Consider the following 17,674-nt stretch of genomic DNA (forward strand, 5'->3'; position numbering starts at 1 on the left):
CTACGGGTGCAGGTGGTTGCCGTGGCCGTTCACGCCTGCTCGGGAAGCGCCGCAGGAACCGAGTAGTAGTACGCCCCGTCGAATCCGTCCATCTCGACGTTGATCGGCTGGGTCGTGCCCGTGGCATCCGTCGCCGTGCAGGTGAACGTGAGTGAGAACGATGTCAGCGTGTCTGGGCACTCGACCGTGTAGGTGGCGCCGCTCGACTGGAGGTCTGCGCTGATGCTCTGCTCGATGCCTCGCATCATCTCCGGCACGTAGGCAGCCAGCACCGCGAAGCTGAGGAGCACACTGCTGCCAACGACAATGATCAGGTTGATGATCCATACCCAGAGGGGTGCGGAACCCACGCCGGCGTTCCGTCGCAGCACAACGGTACGGGCGATGAGATAGCTGAGTGGTCCGAGGAGCGCCCATGCCCAATGGGGCACGGTGTCGTGCCCCCACGTGCTCAGCCTTTTGCGGTCTCGCCCCGCCCACGTGAGCGTGAGGAGAAGCGGAAGTACGAGCAGACGAAGCTGCGCCCAGATACTGCTGTGCTGGGCGCTCACCATGAACCACAAGACCATGCAGACGAGTGTCATCCACGGCGTGAAGGCGATCAGCCAGACCGAAAGAGTGTTCCAGCGACTGGGGATAACGCGATAGGCGGTGACCGGTGCGTGTATGACAGCGGATCGAAACGTGTCGACCTTCTCGGTTTCGTCATCCCAGCCGTAGCTGGAGACCGGGGCGATGCGCGGGACAGGGGGAGTGAGGGCAGTTGCTGAGTCGGCAGCGCGTTCCCGCAGCTCACGCCGGCTGAGGGGTGCTGCGGATTCTGCCCGCTCGGGAGCCGCTGCGCTCGCCGCAGCGTCGCGGGCATCCGTTTCTGCGGGAATTTGAGCGGTGGGGGAGTCATCCGTCGTGGTTGACTCGTGATTGGCCGTCAGGGCAGAAGCACTAGTTGTGGCGGTGGCGGGCGATGCCGCTCCCGGGGCCTCCGTCGGCGTATTGATCAGCTCTGGGAGCGGTGCGAGGTGTTCCGTCCAGGACGCCCCGCTCCACCAGCGAAGCTGGCGGCCATGCTGCGGGTCAACGTACCAGCCAGCGGGTACGACGAAGCCGGGTTCTGCGCGCACCAATGAGCCCCCCCATTGTTGAAGTACAAGCAAATTGAGGCTGGCAGAAGCGGTCTGCGGTTGCTTACCCCAGTGCAGGGGTCGATGACGCCCCGAAGAAGTGACTGGCGCCGGCTGGCTGGGTCGCCGGTGAGATCCGCCACCGGCCAGCTGTGCCACCGGCCAGCTGCGGCGTCGGTGCCCGGTGGTAGCGTGCGAAGTATGACGGTGAACTTTGCAGCATCCGTATTCATTGGTACCAGCCTCGACGGATTCATCGCGAGGGAGAACGGCGACCTCGACTGGCTGACCAGTTCCGCAGCCGCACTCGGAGACACCGGATACGACGCATTCTTCGACTCGATCGACACGTTGGTCGTGGGTCGGACAACCTACGAGACCATCCTCGGATTCGGGCAATGGCCCTATGAGGGCAAGCGCGTACTGGTCCTCAGCCGCAGGCTTGCGCACGAGTCGGAGGCGGCGGCTGCCGCAGGGACTGCGGGGCCACGATTCGAAGCGCTCACCAGCGTGCACGGTTGCCTCGATGACGCCGTGGCCACCCTCACGAGCGAAGGCGCTCACCGCGTCTACGTTGACGGCGGCCAGACCATCCAGTCCTTCCTTCGGGCCGGCCTCATCACCGACCTCACCATCACCAGGGCGCCCGTGCTGCTCGGCAGTGGTGCGTCGCTGTTCGGCCCTCTGGATCACGACATCACCCTCGCACTCACCGGAACGCGGGAGCTCGGTGCCGGATTCACCCAGTCAACGTACGAGGTAGTGAAGGAGAGCGCAGCATGACACGCATCGCAGTGACCGGGGCTACAGGCCACATCGGCTCGCGCGTGGCCAGGGGGCTGGTTGACCAGGCATCTAGCGACGAACTCACCGTTCGCCTGATCGTGCGCGACGCCGCACGAGCACCGCGGCTCGGCGGCGCAGAGAACGGCGCGGCGAATGACACAGAGATCGGCGTCGCCGAATACCGCGATGCGGCCGCCGCCGAGAAAGCTCTCGACGGGGTCGACGTGCTCTTCATGGTCTCGGCCCACGAATCGGCAGACCGGGTGCACGAGCACGTCACCTTCATCACCGCGGCCGCCAGGGCTGGCGTTCGCCACATCGTCTACACCTCATTTGTCGGAGCCGGGCACGCCGCCGGCTTCACGCTGGCCCGCGACCACGGCGCCACAGAGGCCGCCATTCGCGACACCGGCATGGACTACACGTTCCTCCGCGACAACTTTTACCTCGACCTGCTGCCAGAATTCGCCGACGAGAACGGCGTGATCCGGGGTCCGGCCGGCGACGGCGTCACGGCCGCTGTCGCCAGGGCAGACGTGGCGGATGTCGCGACAACCGTTCTCCTGCATCCAGACCAGCACGTGAACACCATCTACGAACTCACCGGGGGAGAGGCCCTGAGCTTCGCAGACGTCGCGCGTCGGGCATCCGCTGCAACGGGAAAAGAATTTACCTTCGTCAATGAAACGCTGGAGGAGGCGTTCGCCTCCCGCGCCCACTACGGCGCACCAGACTGGCAGGTTGAGGCGTGGGTCAGCACGTATACCGCGATCGCAGATGGTGAACTGGCGCGGGTCACCACCGAGGTGCAGGCTATTACCGGGCACGCCCCGCGCACATTGGAAGACGTGCTCGCCAATCGTTAGGCGTTTGATTGCGTCTCAACCCGATACCCTGTAAAACGTGTCTACGTCTTTGAATCCCTTCGGTCAGGTTCTCGTCGCTCTTGTCACCCCCTTCACCGCGGACGGTGAAGTGGACTGGCCTGGCGTCGAGAAGCACATCGACGACGTCATCAACGCAGGAGCGGATGGGATCGTCGTCACCGGCACGACCGGTGAGACCTCCACCCTGACTGACCCGGAGAAGCTGAAGCTCGTCGAGGTCGGCAAGGCCGTCGCCTCCGGGCGCGCCAAGATCATCACGGGGGGTGGCTCGAACGAGACGGCCCACGCGATTGAGCTCGCCAAGCGCAGCGAGAAGGCCGGCGCCGACGGCAACATGATCGTCACGCCGTACTACAACAAGCCAACCCAGGCGGGAGTGCTCACCCACTTCCGGATGATCGCCGATGCAACAGATCTGCCGGTCATCCTGTACGACATCCCGGGGCGCACCGGAGTTCCGATTGCATACGAGACCATCCTGCGTGCGGCCAAGCACCCCAACATCCGTGCCATCAAGGATGCCAAGGGCGACTTCGCGCAGGCCAGCCGCGTGCTGAACCAGACAGACCTGCTCTACTTCTCCGGCGACGACGCCAACATCCTGCCGCACCTGGCCATTGGTGCGACCGGACTCATCGGCGTCACCGCCAATGTCGCAGCTGGGCCGTACCGCGTCATCATCGACGCGGTCAACGCCGGCGACCTGACGACGGCCACCGCAGCGCACCAGCAGCTCGAACCGCTGGTGCGCGCCGTCATGACCCACGTGCCTGGCACCGTCGCGGCCAAGTACATCCTGCACGGCCTGGGCCGCATCAGCAGCCCGCGCGTGCGCCTGCCCCTGGTCGGCCCAGAGGAATGGGAGGCCGCGAAGATCGAAGACGAGATCGACCTGGTCACAGACATTCCTGGCGTCGACTTCTCGAACTTCCGCCCTGACCGCAACGCCGCCGCTGGTGGCGCATTGCCGAAGGTTGCGGGCACCACACGCTAATCACACCCGAAATAATCACCTGAGGAGGGCATATGCCCAACGACGTATACGATCCGCCCAAGCTCAAGCCGGGCACACTCCGCATCACCCCGATCGGCGGAATCGGCGAAATCGGCCGAAACATGACCACCTTCGAAATCGACGGCAAGATTCTGATCGTCGACTGCGGAGTGTTGTTTCCCGAAGAGCACCAGCCCGGTGTCGACCTGATCCTGCCCGACTTCAGCCCGATCCGTGACCGTCTTGACGACGTGCTCGGCATCGTTCTGACGCACGGTCACGAAGACCACATCGGTGCGGTTCCCTACCTGCTCAAGCTGCGCGCCGACATCCCGCTGATCGGTTCTGCCCTGACGCTCGCCTTCATCGAAGCAAAGCTCAAGGAGCACCGCATCAAGCCGTTCACGCTCACAGTGAAGGAGGGGCAGGAAGAAATCATCGGCCCGTTCGAGCTGGAGTTCGTGGCCGTCAACCACTCGATCCCCGACGCGCTTGCCGTCGCCATCTTCACCGATGGTGGCTCAGTGCTGCACACCGGTGACTTCAAGATGGACCAGCTGCCGCTCGACAACCGTCTCACAGACCTGCGCGACTTCGCGCGTCTCGGTGAAGAGGGCATCGACCTGTTCCTGGTCGACTCGACCAACGCTGACGTTCCCGGCTTCACGCCGAGCGAGCGCGCCATCGGCCCCGTGCTCGATGACGTCATCGCCCGCGCGCCGCGTCGTGTGATCGTGGCCAGCTTCTCCAGCCACGTGCACCGTGTGCAGCAGGTGCTTGACGCCGCTCACGCCAACGGTCGCCGCGTTGCCCTGCTCGGCCGTTCGATGGTGCGCAACATGACCATCGCTGCCGACCTCGGCTACCTCAAGGTGCCGGCCAACGTGCTGATCGACTTCAAGAAGGCCAAGGACATCCCAGACGACAAGATCGTCTACATGTCCACCGGGTCGCAGGGCGAGCCGATGGCAGTGCTCAGCCGCATGGTCAACAAGGACCACCAGATCGAGGTCGGCGAGGGCGACACCGTCATCCTGGCGTCCAGCCTGATCCCCGGCAACGAGAACGCGGTCTACCGCATCATCGACGGCCTCACGAAGCTCGGCGCCAACGTCGTACACAAGGGCAACGCCAAGGTGCACGTCTCCGGACACGCTGCCGCAGGCGAACTGCTCTACGTCTACAACATCCTGAAGCCGAAGAACGTGCTCCCGGTTCACGGTGAATTCCGTCACCTGGTCGCCCAGCAGAAGATCGCCGTCTCGAGCGGTATCCCGATCGAGAACACGATCCTCGCCGAAGACGGTACCGTCATCGACCTGCTCGATGGCGTCGCAACCGTCGTCGGCCAGCTCGACCTCGGCTTCGTCTACGTTGACGGCTCGACCGTCGGCGGCGTAACGGATGCCGACCTCAAGGATCGCCGCGTCCTCGCCGAAGAGGGATTCATCTCCATCATCGTCGTGGTCGATGCCAAGACCGGCAAGATCATCTCCGGCCCTGAGATCCACGCTAAGGGCTTCGCCGAGCAGGATTCCGTCTTCGACGCGATCATCCCCAAGATCGCCGCTGCTCTCGAAGAGGCATCGCACAACGGTGTCCACGACTCGCACGCGCTGTCGCAGGTCATCCGTCGCATCGTCGGTCGCTGGGTGTCCGGCAGCCTGCGCCGCCGTCCGATGATCGTTCCACTGGTCATCGAGGCGTAAGCCACAACACGCACAACGACAGCGGGATGAGCATCATGCTCATCCCGCTTTTGTGTGCCCGCCGTGGGTTTGGGTTGCGCGGGTTTGGGTTGCGTGCGTTTGGTCGTGCGTTCGCGCGACGGCTGGCAGCCGTGACGACGAATCGGATTGTCCCCCCGACGGGTGACTGGTCTCATCCTGTAGAGGTATTTTGCTGCTCAGGCGCTGTTTCTGTGACGACGGCCCCCTAGGCTCAGAGAATTGTTGTCGATCGGATGGGGTACCGATGAACGTCGCTCGTAAATGGATCTTTCCGATTATCAGGTTGGTCGTGATCGTCGCGATCGCTGTCGCACTGGTGAAGATCGCTTTCTTCCCTGACAGTGCAGAAGCGAACGATCCGGCCCAGCCGACCGGCCAGGTCGTCGAGCCGCAGATCCCTGTTGCCCTGGGAACCATCACGAACGATGTGACCCTGCCTGGCACCATTAACGCCGACGCGGCTGTGCCCGTTCGAGCCACCGCCATCGGCACCGTCGACGAGGTCTTCGCCAGCACCGGTCAAACCGTGAACGCCGGCGACAAATTGTTCGACATCAAGGTTGAGACGGTGCGTGATCCCGTTGAAACGACGGATGCCGCCGGCAACATTTCCATCACCCAGCCCAAGCCATCCGTCACGTTTGAGAAGGTGCTCGCACCCATCACTGGCGTGCTGAGTTCGCTGACCGTGATTCACGGTCAGTCAGTGGCCGTCGGCGAGACCAGCGGCCAGGTCGCGCCACCGACGTTCTCCGTGACCGGGTCGCTGAGCCCCGAGCAGCAGTACCGCCTGGTCACCAAGCCGACTGAGGCATCCATCGCCATCACCAACGGTCCAGCTCCGTTCACGTGCACAGGACTCAGCATCACGACCCCGCTGGCCGGCGCCGAAGGCGGCTCAGGGGGAGGCTCCAGTGCAGGATCAGGCGCCGGAACGAGTGCGGGCGCCAGCGGCGGAACCAGCACGACGGTCAGCTGTGCCATTCCGTCTTCGGTGACGGTCTTCCCCGGCCTGGCCGCAACAATCACCATCGCAGGGGGCAAGGCGGAGAACGTGATCGTGGTGCCGACCACCGCTGTGAAGGGCTCTGCGGAGACGGGAATCGTCGGTGTGGTGTTGCCGGATGGAACCGTTGAAGATCGCTCCGTGACGCTCGGCATGAGCGATGGCACCAACGTGGAGGTCGTGTCGGGGCTCGCAGAAGGCGAATTGATCAACCAGTTCGTGCCTGGCGCCCTGGTGCCAGACGCGAACGGCTGCATCGCCATGCCAGACGGCAGTATGGAGTGCAATGGCATGGTGAGCGCGCACTGATGCTGTTGCGACTAGAGGGCGTGACCCGAACCGTCCAGCTCATCGACGCGCTGCCCCTGACCATCCTCGACGGCGTCAACCTCGAGGTCGCCGTCGGTGACCGGGTGTCGATTGTCGGCCGCTCCGGCTCTGGCAAGTCCACCCTGCTCAATCTGCTTGGCCTACTCGACAACCCGACGTCTGGGCGGATGGAATTCGACGACAAGGACGTCTCGTCCATGTCGAGCTCCAAGCGCGATCGCGTACGCGGCCGGGATGTCGGCTTCATCTTCCAACAGTTCAATCTCCTGCAGGGGCGCACGGCCCTGGAGAATGTGATGACCCCGCTGCTTTATGCAGAGGGCCGCCAATTCTGGAAGCGCAGCACGATTGCGGCAGAGATGCTCGACCGCGTCGGACTCGGCCAACGGCTGAGCGCCATGCCTGACAAGCTGTCTGGCGGTGAACAGCAGCGCGTGGCTATTGCCAGGTCGCTGGTGCGCGGGCCGAGGTTGATCCTGGCCGACGAGCCCACGGGCGCACTCGACCTCGAGACGGGTGCCTCTGTCATGGCGCTGCTGGACGAGGTGGCCACCGCGTCGGGCGCGGCGCTCGTGACGATCACCCACGACCCGGCCATCGCTGCACTGTCAACGACGCACTACCGGCTGGATCGCGGCATCCTGACCCCGTTTGACGCAGCCGTTGCGGCAGCTGCGTTGGTGACCTCTGCGACCGAGAACACAGCTGTGCGAGCGCGGGCGGCCGCGCAGGCTGACGTCGCAAACGACAGCGCAGACACGTTGGCGGTGACGACATGAAGCGGATGGCAAGCAACATCGTTGGCTCGCTCGTTGAGGCCTGGCAGGAAGTGCGCATCCACAAGACACGCGTGATGCTCTCCCTTGTCGGCGTGGCCGTCGCGGTGTGCGCGATCACCACAGTGGTTGGCCTTGGCGGGATCCTGGGCCAGGTCCAGCAGGAACAGAACGAGAAGTATGGCGGCCGACCGGCGAACCTGCAGGTGTATGCCACGAACGCTGATGGATCCACCCCGGATGCTTCTCTGATGAACGAGGCATGGACGAGTGCGCTTGACCGCTACGACATCACATTCTCCAGTCGAAATGTCACGTCTCTCCTTCAGGTGCAATTCGCAGATGGGGCGTCGAATGTGCAGACCACGGGCGTCGACCAGGCGTACGGCGACATGCACCGCGTTCGTCTCACCGACGGCGGCTGGTTCACGCCAGAGGATGCAGAGCGGCTTGCTCCTGCCGTCATCGTGAACAGCATCTATTACGAGCGTCTGGGCAGTCCAGACCTGGCCAGTCATCCGACCACCTCGCTGATCGGGCAGCAGAGCACAACGGCCGTGGTCACCGGGGTTTTCCCGGCGAGCCAGTGGGACACTGAACCGGCGATGTACATGTTGACCGACGCGCTTCAGGCCCTCCCAGCTGCCCCCAGCAGTCCAAGCGACCAGAGCTCTGACATGTACGGTTTCGGTGGGCAGCCGCCGACGTACGAGGTGTGGGTTCCGCCTGATCTCGCGGTGCCGCTCACCGAGGCCCTGCAGCGCGACATCAAGGGAGCGCTGGGCAGCGGGTCGAACGTGTCCGTCAGCCGGTCGGACTATCTGGCGTATAACGACGGCAGCGACCCCTACCTGTCCATGAAACTGGTGATCGGCGGAATAGCAGGGCTGGTGCTTCTGCTCGGCGCCCTTGGCCTGGTGAACATCGCACTGGTCTCGCTCAAACAGCGGATTCGCGAGATCGGTATCCGGCGGAGCTTTGGCGCCACCGCGAACCGCGTGTTCTTCGCCGTGATGATGGAGAGCGTCGTCGCCACCGTCGTGGCCGGGGTCATCGGTGTCATGGTGGCAGTCTTGATCGTGAAGAACCCGCTGGTCGAGGACTTCATCGGCCAGGGCATGATCACCGATTTCCCGCCGTTCCCTGTTGATGCGGCCATCATCGGGCTCGTTGCAGCAACAGCAGTCGGCGCGCTGGCCGGCCTGTTGCCCGCACTCGTCGCCGTGCGCGTGAAGGTGATTGAAGCCATCCGCTACTAGCGCCTGCCCTCGCGAAACAGGGATTTACACCCCCAGCCACCACTCGAAATCTGGCCGAAACAACGGTGAATTATCGTCAGTTCATGGACGGCTTTCGCGTACGTGACGCTTCAACCGGTGATGCCAGGGTGCTCACCGACATGCTGGTGGAGGCCGCGAACTGGAACTGGCGCCAGTCAAGGCCGCGGGTGGCCGTGCTGGCCGACAGAGACTTCTCACGCTACGTCTCTGGCTGGCAGAAGCCAGGCGATGGCGGGTGCATCGCAGAAGGCGACGACAATTCGTCCGTCGGTGCCTGCTGGTATCGGCTCTTCGCTGCGAACGATCCCGGCCACGGCTTCGTCGGCACCGGCGTGCCTGAACTGATTCTCGGAGTGAATCCGGTCTGGCGCGCGCAGGGCGTCGGCCGGGCTCTCCTGGACGCCGTTGCCGCGCAGGCGCGGAGCGCGGGGCACGCACGCATCAGCCTGAGCGTTGAACGCGGCAACTACGCAATCAACCTGTACCGTACAGCCGGGTTCTTCCACATCGACTCTGTGGGAACCCGCGAGACCATGGTGCGCACACTCCGCTAGTTCACGACGCGCGAAACTGACGACGCCCAAGCCGGCCAGGCGAGTTTTTCTCACTGCGCGCCTGCGCAAGCTGCTACGTTCACCTCAGACGACGTGCGACACAGTGCGGGGGCCAGCGTGAAAAAGTGGACAGCAGTGAGCATCCTGGGCGCGGCCCAGTTCGTGATGGTGCTCGACAGCACCGTGATGAACGTGTCCATCTCCACAGTCGTCAAAGATCTGGACACCACAGTGTCCGCCATGCAGAGCGCGATCACGTTCTACACGCTGACGATGGCCGCCGTGATGCTGCTCGGCGCGAAGCTCGGAGATGTGTGGGGGCGGCGCCGCGCTTTCGTGATCGGCTCGATCATCTACGCGCTCGGCTCGCTCACCACCGCGCTCAGCCCGAACTTCGCCACGCTGTTCATCGGCTGGTCAGTGGTCGAAGGCCTCGGCGCTGTGCTGGTGATCCCCGCGATCGCCGCACTCGTCGCCAGCAACTACGCGGGCAAGGACCGCATCAGCGCGTACGCCATCATCGGCGCGATCTCTGGCGCTGCGGTCGCTGCTGGGCCGCTGATCGGTGGGTTCCTCACCACCTATCTCAGCTGGCGCTACGTGTTCGCCGGCGAGGTCGTGATCATGATCATCGTGCTGCTCCTGGTGCGGAAGGTCGCAGACACCAGTACCCCGCAGCGCATCAGCATCGACGTCCTGAGCGTGCTCCTGTCGGCCTTCGGGCTCGTTCTCGTTGTCTTCGGGATGCTGCAGAGCAAGACCTGGGGCTGGGTGCGCCCGTTGCACCCGCCCGTCATCAACGGCGTCACCATCGCGCCGCTGGGCATCTCGCCGACGGCATACCTGGTTCTCATCGGTTGCGTGCTGCTGTGGTGGTTCTTCGTGCGCCAGGAGCAACTCGTCGCCCGGTCCCGGAATCCGCTCGTGCACGTGTCGATGTTCGGGATCCGGCAGCTGCGCAGCGGCTTGAGCGTGCTGGGAGCGCAGTACGCGATCACAGGCGGGATCTTCTTCATGATCCCGATCTACCTGCAGATGACGCTCGGCCTCGATGCCCTGGAGACGGGCGTCAGGATTTTCCCGCTGTCCGTGTCCCTGATCCTGTTCTCCATTGTGGGTACGCGGCTCTCTGCGTTCTGGTCGCCCAAGGCCATCGTGCTGCTTGGGCAATACATCCTCATCGTCTCCTCGTTGCTTCTCATGGGCTCGGTCTCGCTGGACCTTCGTGGGTGGCTGTTCGGCACCGGGCTGTTCTTCGCCGGTGCCGCGCTCGGGCTGTTGGCGTCCCAGCTCGGTAACGTGAACATGTCGAGCGTCTCTGCGGCAGAAACCAGCGAGGTCGGCGGACTGCAAGGCGTGTTCCAGAACCTTGGTTCGTCGCTCGGTACCGCAGTGATCGGCTCAGTGCTCATCGCGTCGCTCGGCACCTCGTTCGTCAGCGCGGTAGACGCCAGTTCACTGCCCTCCGACGTCAAGTCAACGGTCGCCGAACAGAGCTCATCTGGAATCGGAATCGTGCCCGTCTCCAGCGTCGATGAGATCGTCGAGCAAGCCGGGCTCTCGGCCAGCGATGGGACGACCCTCACCCAGATCTATAGCGAGTCGCAGGTGTCTTCGCTGCGCCTGTCATTCTTTGCCCTGACCGTCATCGCCCTTGCCTCACTCCTCTTTTCTCGTGGAATCCCAGCTGGCAAACCGGAACGGCCGGTGTCCGCCAAGAAGCAGAAGGCGGCCTGAGCTGGGCGAACTGGGCGTGGGCTCATGGGCAACGTCGCCGGTCGGCGGTAGCGTTGGACCATGGCTACGCGCACTCAGTCAACCGGTCGTGCCTCAGGCACGCCCGCTCGCGGTACCGCCGCGAAGAAGCCCGCAGCCAAGACAGCTGCCCAACGGACCGCGGCCCAGAAGACTTCAGCTCAGAAAACGGTGAAATTTCCGGCCATGGAGCCGAAGCCCCCCGTACTCGTTCGCATGTGGATGGGCCTGGCCCACGTCACAGGTGGCGCTGCTCGCGCCCTCAGCCCAGAGCAGCTCTCCAAAGAAGAACGCAGGGATGGCCTGCCGTTCTTCCTGGTACTTCTTGCCATTGCGGGGGCCGTCGTCGAATGGTTCCTGATCAACGACTCCGTCGCTCAAACATTTGACGCCTGGACCTTCGGCGGACTCTTCGGCCGTGTTGCGTTCGCCCTGCCGGTGATCATGTTGCTGTTCGCGGTCTGGCTCTTCCGCAATCCGAGCTCCGTGCACGACAACGGTCGCATCGGCATCGGACTCTCGCTGCTCCTGGTCTCGGTTTCGGGGCTCTGTCACATCTTTGGTGGACAGCCAAACCCTGAAGAGGGCATGAACGTCCTCGCGCTCTCCGGCGGCGTCATCGGCTGGATGATCGCGGCACCGCTCATCTTCCTGACCACATCAGTTGGCGCGTCGATCGTCGTCATCCTGCTCCTAGTGCTCAGCCTGTTCATCATCACGAAGACGCCGCCGAACAAGGTGGGGGAGCGTTCGCGCGAGCTCTACGCCTGGCTGTTCGGTACCCAGCTGCCCGACCCCGACGAGCGCGAAGCGGCCAAGATGGCCAAGGTGGAGAAGACTAAGCAGGTCGAACTCGACGGTCTTGATGACGGCGACGAGAACAACGAAGACGCCGGCGCGCTCCCGTGGTGGCGTCGCAACAACAGCAAGCGCGAAGAAGACCCCGATTTCGGCAGCGCGATGAGCGTTGACTCCCACGACGCCGACTCGAGTGGCATCGACGCCATGACGGAACTGCTGGGCGGCATCGGGCACGATTCCTCGCACGGCGCGTTCGACACGCCCATCGCCACCCCGCCAGGCGCGGGCGGTGCTGGCGCAGCGGATGCTATGAAGGCTGCAGCAGAGCCTGTCCAGGATCACTACGGCACTGAGGTGCTCGAAGACCTGCAACGCGCCGAAGATGCGATCAAGCAGTTCACCGGTGAGATCGACGTGCACGCCAGTTCAACGAGCCTGCAGGCGGATGACGCAACAGGCCTCACCGAGGTGCTCCCCGGTTTCGACGAGCTCGACGACGCCACCGCCGCCTATCCGAGCGCCGACCTTGAGCCGCAACCGACCGCGCCATACGTGCTGCCGGCGGCATCCACCCTGGTCGCCGGACCACCGGCGAAGGCTCGCTCATCGGCCAACGACGACATCGTGAAGTCGATCACAGAGGTGCTCAGCCAGTTCAACGTCGACGCACGCGTCACCGGCTTCTCGCGGGGGCCGACCGTCACTCAGTACGAGATCGAACTCGGCCCTGGCGTCAAGGTGGAGCGCGTCACCGCGCTCAGCAAGAACCTGTCCTACGCCGTGGCATCCAACGAGGTCCGCATTCTGTCCCCGATCCCTGGCAAGAGCGCCATCGGTATCGAGATTCCCAATACCGACCGTGAGATCGTCACTCTCGGAGATGTGCTTCGCTCCGGCGCAGCCACCAGCAGTTCGCACCCGATGACGATCGGCGTCGGCAAGGATGTCGGCGGCGGATATGTCGTGGCCAACCTCGCCAAGATGCCTCACCTCCTGGTCGCCGGTTCGACGGGGTCGGGTAAGTCGGTCTTCGTGAACTCGATGATCACGAGCCTCCTCATGCGCGCGAAGCCGAGCGAAGTTCGCATGGTACTCATCGACCCCAAGCGGGTCGAGCTGGCACCGTACGCCGGCGTCCCGCACCTCATCACGCCCATCATCACGAACCCGAAGAAGGCAGCGGAAGCGCTGCAGTGGGTCGTGAAGGAGATGGACATGCGGTACGACGACCTCGCCAGCTTCGGGTTCCGCCACATCGACGACTTCAACAAGGCCGTCACGAACAACGAGATCGTGCTGCCGCAGGGCAGCGAGCGGAAGCTCAAGCCGTACCCCTACCTCTTGGTCGTCGTCGATGAGCTCGCCGACCTCATGATGGTTGCGCCGCGCGACGTCGAAGACTCGATCGTGCGCATCACCCAGTTGGCTCGCGCCTCCGGCATCCACCTCGTGCTTGCCACCCAGCGCCCCAGCGTCGACGTGGTCACCGGTCTGATCAAGGCCAACGTGCCGTCACGCATGGCCTTCGCGGTCACCAGCGTCACCGACTCCCGAGTCATCCTCGACCAGCCGGGGGCCGACAAGCTGATCGGCCAGGGCGACGCGCTGTTCCTCCCGATGGGCGCCTCCAAGGCTGTCCGTGTGCAGGGCGCCTGGGTCAACGAGGCCGAGATCGAGAAGGTCGTCAAGCACGTCACCCGGCAGGCCAGGCCTGACTACCGGCCGGATGTCGCCATGGAAGCGCCCCGCAAGGAGATCGACTCCGACATCGGCGACGACCTCGAACTGCTGCTCGCAGCCGCTGAGCTCGTGGTCTCCACGCAGTTCGGCTCCACCTCGATGCTGCAGCGCAAGCTCCGGGTGGGCTTCGCCAAGGCAGGCCGCCTGATGGACCTCCTCGAGTCGAGGGACATCGTCGGCCCGTCAGAAGGCTCCAAGGCCAGGGACGTGCTGGTGAACGCTGAGCAGATTCCGGCCGTGCTTGCCAAGCTGCGCGGCTCAGACGCTGAGCACGCCGCGCAGGTGGCCGCCGCCCAGCCTGTGCATCGGCCAGAACCGGTCGATCCGCGATACGCAGACGACCCGGTCGCCAAGATGACCGAGAGCTATCCTGAAATCGAAGGCGACTCTGATGAAGACGCCTGGCAACTGACCGACAGGGACTGAACCGATGTCAACGCACGACGCCACTCCCGGAACTCCCGCGAAGGCGAGCAACTGGAACCTGCCCAACATCATCACGGTGGTGCGAATTCTCCTGGCTCCGCTGTTCATGTGGATGCTGCTGGCTGACAACGGCGCAGACGGCGCATTGCGCTGGTGGGCTGCGGCCCTCTTTATCGTCGCGATCGCCACGGACGGCGTCGACGGTGCGATCGCCCGCAAGTACAACCTGGTCACCGACCTGGGGAAGCTCCTCGACCCCATCGCCGACAAGATCCTCACCGGTGCTGCCCTCATCGCGCTGTCCATTTTGGGGGAGCTGTGGTGGTGGGTGACCATCGTCATTCTCGTCCGCGAGGTCGGCATCACCATCTTCCGGTTCGCCATGCTGAGCGACAGGGTCATCCCTGCATCGCGCGGCGGCAAGCTGAAGACCATCCTGCAATCGGTGGCCATTTCGCTCTATCTCGTGCCGCTCTGGCTCGTGTTCGGCGATTGGGTGCACTGGCTGAACGCCATCGTGATGGCGGCGGCGCTCATCATGACGGTGATCACCGGCATCGATTACTTGAGAGCCGCTTGGCGGGAGAACCGATCAAAGCAGCGCGATGCCTGACGCCACCGCAGATGTGACGTCCGAACTCGTGGGTGACCTCACGGCGGGCGTCATCGCGCACCTCACCGGGCGGCACCTGACGCTGGCCGTCGCAGAGTCGCTCACCGGCGGGCTGTTGACGGCCGAGTTCATCCGCATCCCCGGCGCCTCACAGGTGGTCAACGGCGGTCTCGTGGCGTACAACACCGAACTGAAGCACTCGATGCTGGGCGTCGATGCGGCGCTGCTCGCGGCGCACGGCCCCGTACACGCAGCAGTCGCCATGGAAATGGCGAGCGGGGTGCGCACCCGGTTAGCCGTCAATGGCAGGCGAGCGGATGTCGGCATCGCCACCACCGGCGTCGCAGGTCCGGAACCCCAGGACGGCCAGCTTCCGGGTACCGTGTTCCTCGGTCTCTCGATGGGCATGCGGTCGTTCGCGATCGCTTTGCACTTGGAAGGCGATCGCGATTCGATACGCAGGCAAACAGTCGACCACGCGGTGAAAGCTGTGAACCAGCTGATTGTGGAACACCTCGCGGAATAGCTCCTGAGGGGTGCCGGTTACAGACACAAGATTCACAAGTAAAGTCCAGTCATCGTCGATAGTCTCAACGTGCGTTGGTCGTAGTAAGGTTGGCCATCGGACAGGGAGTAATCCCGCGATTATTAGCAGTTGACAGGCATGAGAGGGAGGTTCCGATGATTCTTGTTCGTCAGGAAATCGGCGATGTGCTCAGGGACTTCCGCCTGCAGAAAGGCCGCACCCTGCGCCAGGTAGCGAGCAAGGCCAGTGTGGCCCTCGGATACTTGAGCGAAGTGGAACGTGGCCAGAAGGAAGCCTCTTCGGAGATCCTTGCTTCGGTGGCAGATGCGCTTGACACTCCGATTTCAGTAATCATGCGCGAGGTGGGCGACCGTCTTGCGGTGATCGAGGGAATCGATCGATTCCCCGACACCGTCCCAGAAGAGTTCGTCGTCGATTTCGACGCCGGCCTCATGGTGCGCTAGGTCGGTTTCTCGAACACGGCACGGTTCGCACACGAGATATTCGTCAGATTGAGAAGCGAAGCAGGGGAGCGCGCGGACATGGTCCGTCGCGCGACCTGTTCTCAATCGGTTAGCGTTGAAGCATGCGTCTGAGTGAGTTCCGCCAAGCGATTAAAGATGAGTTTGGTGACGGCTACGGACGCGTGGTGACGCGCGATCTGGTTCTTCCGGCCTACGGTCGCACGGCCGATCAGGCGCTTTCCGCCGGCATCCCAGCCCGCGACGTCTGGATGGCACTCTGCGTAGAAGTGGATGTTCCCGAACATCGCCGCTATGGCGCTGGCCTCCCAAGGGCTCCCAAGTAGGTCGAACTCCACGAGGCTGAACCCCTCCAACGAATGCGGCACCTGGTGCGCGTTCGCCCTGCGGCAGCATGCGTTCACGCTGCGTTTTCCGTCACGCTCTCGGCTCTCGTCAACCTTTCGTCAATGGACGGCGCGATGCGACACGCGTCGAGAATCTCGTAAAACGTATCGAATACCTGTTCGTATCTTGATAGGCTCCTCAACAGCAGAAGTCGAAGGCGGTCTCTTCCCTGTTGTTGCATCCTCCGGCCAGTGTCGGGGGGTCGGCGTACAGTCTGAATCGTCGACAACCGACAGCTCAATGCCTTGTCGAACGTGCTGTGCGGGGGTTTCCCGCCCGGTGCACCGACAGCCTATAGGCGCCAGAATGCATGACCGAAGGAGACCGAAATGCCATCAGCAGCCGATCGCGAAAGATCACTCGAGACAGCTCTTGCCCAGATCGACAAGCAGTTCGGTAAGGGTTCGGTCATGCGCCTGGGCAGCGACGATCGCGCGCCCGTCGAGGTCATCTCCACGGGTTCCATCGCACTCGACGTCGCGTTGGGCGTCGGAGGATTGCCCCGCGGCCGCATCGTAGAGATCTACGGTCCTGAGTCCTCCGGTAAGACCACACTCACCCTGCACGCCATCGCAAACGCCCAGCGCAACGGTGGCATCGCAGCCTTCATCGACGCAGAGCACGCTCTCGACCCCGAGTACGCCAAGAAGCTCGGCGTTGACATCGACGCCCTCCTGGTGTCGCAGCCCGACACCGGTGAGCAGGCGCTCGAAATCGCCGACATGCTCGTGCGAAGCGGGTCCATCGACCTCATCGTCATCGACTCCGTTGCGGCCCTCGTGCCGCGCGCGGAAATCGAAGGCGAGATGGGTGACACCCACGTCGGCCTGCAGGCCAGGCTCATGTCGCAGGCCCTTCGTAAGCTCACCGGTGGCCTCAGCCAGACGAACACCACCATGATCTTCATCAACCAGCTGCGTGAAAAGATCGGTGTCTTCTTCGGTAGCCCCGAGACCACCGCGGGTGGAAAGGCGCTCAAGTTCTACGCGTCGGTTCGCCTCGACATCCGTCGTATTGAGACGTTGAAAGACGGCACCGAAGCTGTGGGTAACCGCACCAGGGTCAAGGTCGTCAAGAACAAGATGGCGCCGCCCTTCAAGCAGGCGGAGTTCGACATCATCTACGGCATCGGCATCTCGCGCGAAGGTAGCCTCATCGACTTCGGCGTCGAGCACGCCATTGTCAAGAAGTCGGGTGCCTGGTACACGTACGACGGTGACCAGCTGGGACAGGGCAAGGAGAACTCCCGCAACTTCCTGCTCAAGAACCCCGATATCGCCAACGAGATCGAAACCAAGATCCTGAACAAGCTGGGCATCGGCGCTGAAGGCGCAGCGGCGAAGGCTGCCACGATGGCGGCAGAAGCGGCGGCCACGGCTGCGGCTACCGCCGCTGCGGGCGACGGCAGCCTCGTCCCGGCGAAGGCTCCGGTGCGCAAGAGCGCGTAGGGCCTCAGCACTGATCGGTACCGAGCGCCATG

General features: G+C 63.7%; 16 protein-coding genes. 15 read left to right on the forward strand and 1 reads right to left on the reverse strand.

Annotated features, from left to right (window positions below):
* Positions 1 to 29: 29 nt before the first annotated feature.
* Positions 30 to 1,121 carry a DUF2510 domain-containing protein gene (locus AC25Z0_RS14015; RefSeq protein ID WP_488133595.1) on the reverse strand — a complete coding sequence of 364 codons (1,092 nt, stop codon included), beginning with the start codon at positions 1,119 to 1,121 and terminating at the stop codon, positions 30 to 32.
* Between the two features lie 201 nt (positions 1,122 to 1,322).
* Here AC25Z0_RS14015 and AC25Z0_RS14020 point away from each other — a divergent pair, with 201 nt between their 5' ends.
* From AC25Z0_RS14020 to recA, 15 genes are all read left to right on the forward strand, one after another.
* Positions 1,323 to 1,904, forward strand: coding sequence for a dihydrofolate reductase family protein (locus AC25Z0_RS14020; RefSeq protein ID WP_488120268.1), 582 nt, complete (start codon positions 1,323 to 1,325; stop codon positions 1,902 to 1,904).
* Positions 1,901 to 2,773, forward strand: coding sequence for an SDR family oxidoreductase (locus tag AC25Z0_RS14025; RefSeq protein ID WP_488120269.1), 873 nt, complete (start codon positions 1,901 to 1,903; stop codon positions 2,771 to 2,773). Before AC25Z0_RS14020 ends, AC25Z0_RS14025 begins: the two co-directional genes overlap by 4 nt.
* A 37-nt stretch (positions 2,774 to 2,810) precedes the next feature.
* On the forward strand, positions 2,811 to 3,788 hold the full coding sequence (dapA, locus tag AC25Z0_RS14030; RefSeq protein WP_488120270.1) for a 4-hydroxy-tetrahydrodipicolinate synthase: 978 nt from the start codon (positions 2,811 to 2,813) through the stop codon (positions 3,786 to 3,788).
* A 32-nt stretch (positions 3,789 to 3,820) separates the two neighbouring features.
* Positions 3,821 to 5,497, forward strand: coding sequence for a ribonuclease J (locus AC25Z0_RS14035; protein ID WP_488120271.1), 1,677 nt, complete (start codon positions 3,821 to 3,823; stop codon positions 5,495 to 5,497).
* 265 nt (positions 5,498 to 5,762) lie between these two features.
* On the forward strand, positions 5,763 to 6,833 hold the full coding sequence (locus AC25Z0_RS14040; RefSeq protein ID WP_488133596.1) for an efflux RND transporter periplasmic adaptor subunit: 1,071 nt from the start codon (positions 5,763 to 5,765) through the stop codon (positions 6,831 to 6,833).
* Positions 6,830 to 7,633 carry an ABC transporter ATP-binding protein gene (locus AC25Z0_RS14045; RefSeq protein WP_488133645.1) on the forward strand — a complete coding sequence of 268 codons (804 nt, stop codon included), beginning with the start codon at positions 6,830 to 6,832 and terminating at the stop codon, positions 7,631 to 7,633. Before AC25Z0_RS14040 ends, AC25Z0_RS14045 begins: the two co-directional genes overlap by 4 nt.
* Positions 7,630 to 8,889, forward strand: a complete 1,260-nt coding sequence (locus tag AC25Z0_RS14050) for an ABC transporter permease (RefSeq protein ID WP_488133597.1) — start codon at positions 7,630 to 7,632, stop codon at positions 8,887 to 8,889. Before AC25Z0_RS14045 ends, AC25Z0_RS14050 begins: the two co-directional genes overlap by 4 nt.
* Before the next feature lie 83 nt (positions 8,890 to 8,972).
* Positions 8,973 to 9,464, forward strand: coding sequence for an N-acetyltransferase family protein (locus AC25Z0_RS14055; RefSeq protein WP_488133598.1), 492 nt, complete (start codon positions 8,973 to 8,975; stop codon positions 9,462 to 9,464).
* Positions 9,465 to 9,599: 135 nt separating this feature from the next.
* The gene (locus tag AC25Z0_RS14060) at positions 9,600 to 11,201 is read left to right on the forward strand and encodes an MFS transporter (RefSeq protein ID WP_488133599.1); all 1,602 of its coding nucleotides are present in this window, start codon (positions 9,600 to 9,602) and stop codon (positions 11,199 to 11,201) included.
* Between the two features lie 60 nt (positions 11,202 to 11,261).
* Positions 11,262 to 14,186, forward strand: coding sequence for an FtsK/SpoIIIE family DNA translocase (locus AC25Z0_RS14065; RefSeq protein WP_488133600.1), 2,925 nt, complete (start codon positions 11,262 to 11,264; stop codon positions 14,184 to 14,186).
* A gap of 4 nt (positions 14,187 to 14,190) precedes the next feature.
* Positions 14,191 to 14,799: a CDP-diacylglycerol--glycerol-3-phosphate 3-phosphatidyltransferase gene (gene pgsA / locus AC25Z0_RS14070; protein ID WP_488120277.1), complete on the forward strand. Its 609-nt coding sequence runs from the start codon at positions 14,191 to 14,193 to the stop codon at positions 14,797 to 14,799.
* Positions 14,792 to 15,325, forward strand: a complete 534-nt coding sequence (locus AC25Z0_RS14075) for a CinA family protein (RefSeq protein ID WP_488133601.1) — start codon at positions 14,792 to 14,794, stop codon at positions 15,323 to 15,325. The genes pgsA and AC25Z0_RS14075 overlap by 8 nt, the downstream gene beginning before the upstream one ends.
* 155 nt (positions 15,326 to 15,480) lie before the next feature.
* Positions 15,481 to 15,789 (forward strand): helix-turn-helix domain-containing protein, encoded by a 309-nt coding sequence (locus tag AC25Z0_RS14080; RefSeq protein ID WP_488120279.1) that lies wholly within the window; start codon positions 15,481 to 15,483, stop codon positions 15,787 to 15,789.
* A gap of 122 nt (positions 15,790 to 15,911) precedes the next feature.
* Positions 15,912 to 16,133, forward strand: a complete 222-nt coding sequence (locus tag AC25Z0_RS14085; protein ID WP_488120280.1) for a DUF3046 domain-containing protein — start codon at positions 15,912 to 15,914, stop codon at positions 16,131 to 16,133.
* Between the two features lie 390 nt (positions 16,134 to 16,523).
* Positions 16,524 to 17,642, forward strand: a complete 1,119-nt coding sequence (gene recA, locus AC25Z0_RS14090; RefSeq protein ID WP_488133602.1) for a recombinase RecA — start codon at positions 16,524 to 16,526, stop codon at positions 17,640 to 17,642.
* The last annotated feature ends 32 nt before the right edge of the window (positions 17,643 to 17,674 follow it).

Source organism: Leifsonia sp. Y862, from assembly GCF_057669585.1.

What these genes read in the sequence shown, in the direction of transcription:
- AC25Z0_RS14050 (WP_488133597.1), top strand. Translation starts at nt 7,630, where the DNA reads ATGAAGCGGATGGCAAGCAACATCGTTGGCTCGCTCGTTGAGGCCTGG.
- AC25Z0_RS14035 (WP_488120271.1), top strand. Translation starts at nt 3,821, where the DNA reads ATGCCCAACGACGTATACGATCCGCCCAAGCTCAAGCCGGGCACACTC.
- AC25Z0_RS14065 (WP_488133600.1), top strand. Translation starts at nt 11,262, where the DNA reads ATGGCTACGCGCACTCAGTCAACCGGTCGTGCCTCAGGCACGCCCGCT.
- AC25Z0_RS14075 (WP_488133601.1), top strand. Translation starts at nt 14,792, where the DNA reads ATGCCTGACGCCACCGCAGATGTGACGTCCGAACTCGTGGGTGACCTC.
- AC25Z0_RS14020 (WP_488120268.1), top strand. Translation starts at nt 1,323, where the DNA reads ATGACGGTGAACTTTGCAGCATCCGTATTCATTGGTACCAGCCTCGAC.
- AC25Z0_RS14055 (WP_488133598.1), top strand. Translation starts at nt 8,973, where the DNA reads ATGGACGGCTTTCGCGTACGTGACGCTTCAACCGGTGATGCCAGGGTG.
- AC25Z0_RS14040 (WP_488133596.1), top strand. Translation starts at nt 5,763, where the DNA reads ATGAACGTCGCTCGTAAATGGATCTTTCCGATTATCAGGTTGGTCGTG.
- pgsA (WP_488120277.1), top strand. Translation starts at nt 14,191, where the DNA reads ATGTCAACGCACGACGCCACTCCCGGAACTCCCGCGAAGGCGAGCAAC.
- AC25Z0_RS14080 (WP_488120279.1), top strand. Translation starts at nt 15,481, where the DNA reads ATGATTCTTGTTCGTCAGGAAATCGGCGATGTGCTCAGGGACTTCCGC.
- AC25Z0_RS14025 (WP_488120269.1), top strand. Translation starts at nt 1,901, where the DNA reads ATGACACGCATCGCAGTGACCGGGGCTACAGGCCACATCGGCTCGCGC.
- AC25Z0_RS14085 (WP_488120280.1), top strand. Translation starts at nt 15,912, where the DNA reads ATGCGTCTGAGTGAGTTCCGCCAAGCGATTAAAGATGAGTTTGGTGAC.
- recA (WP_488133602.1), top strand. Translation starts at nt 16,524, where the DNA reads ATGCCATCAGCAGCCGATCGCGAAAGATCACTCGAGACAGCTCTTGCC.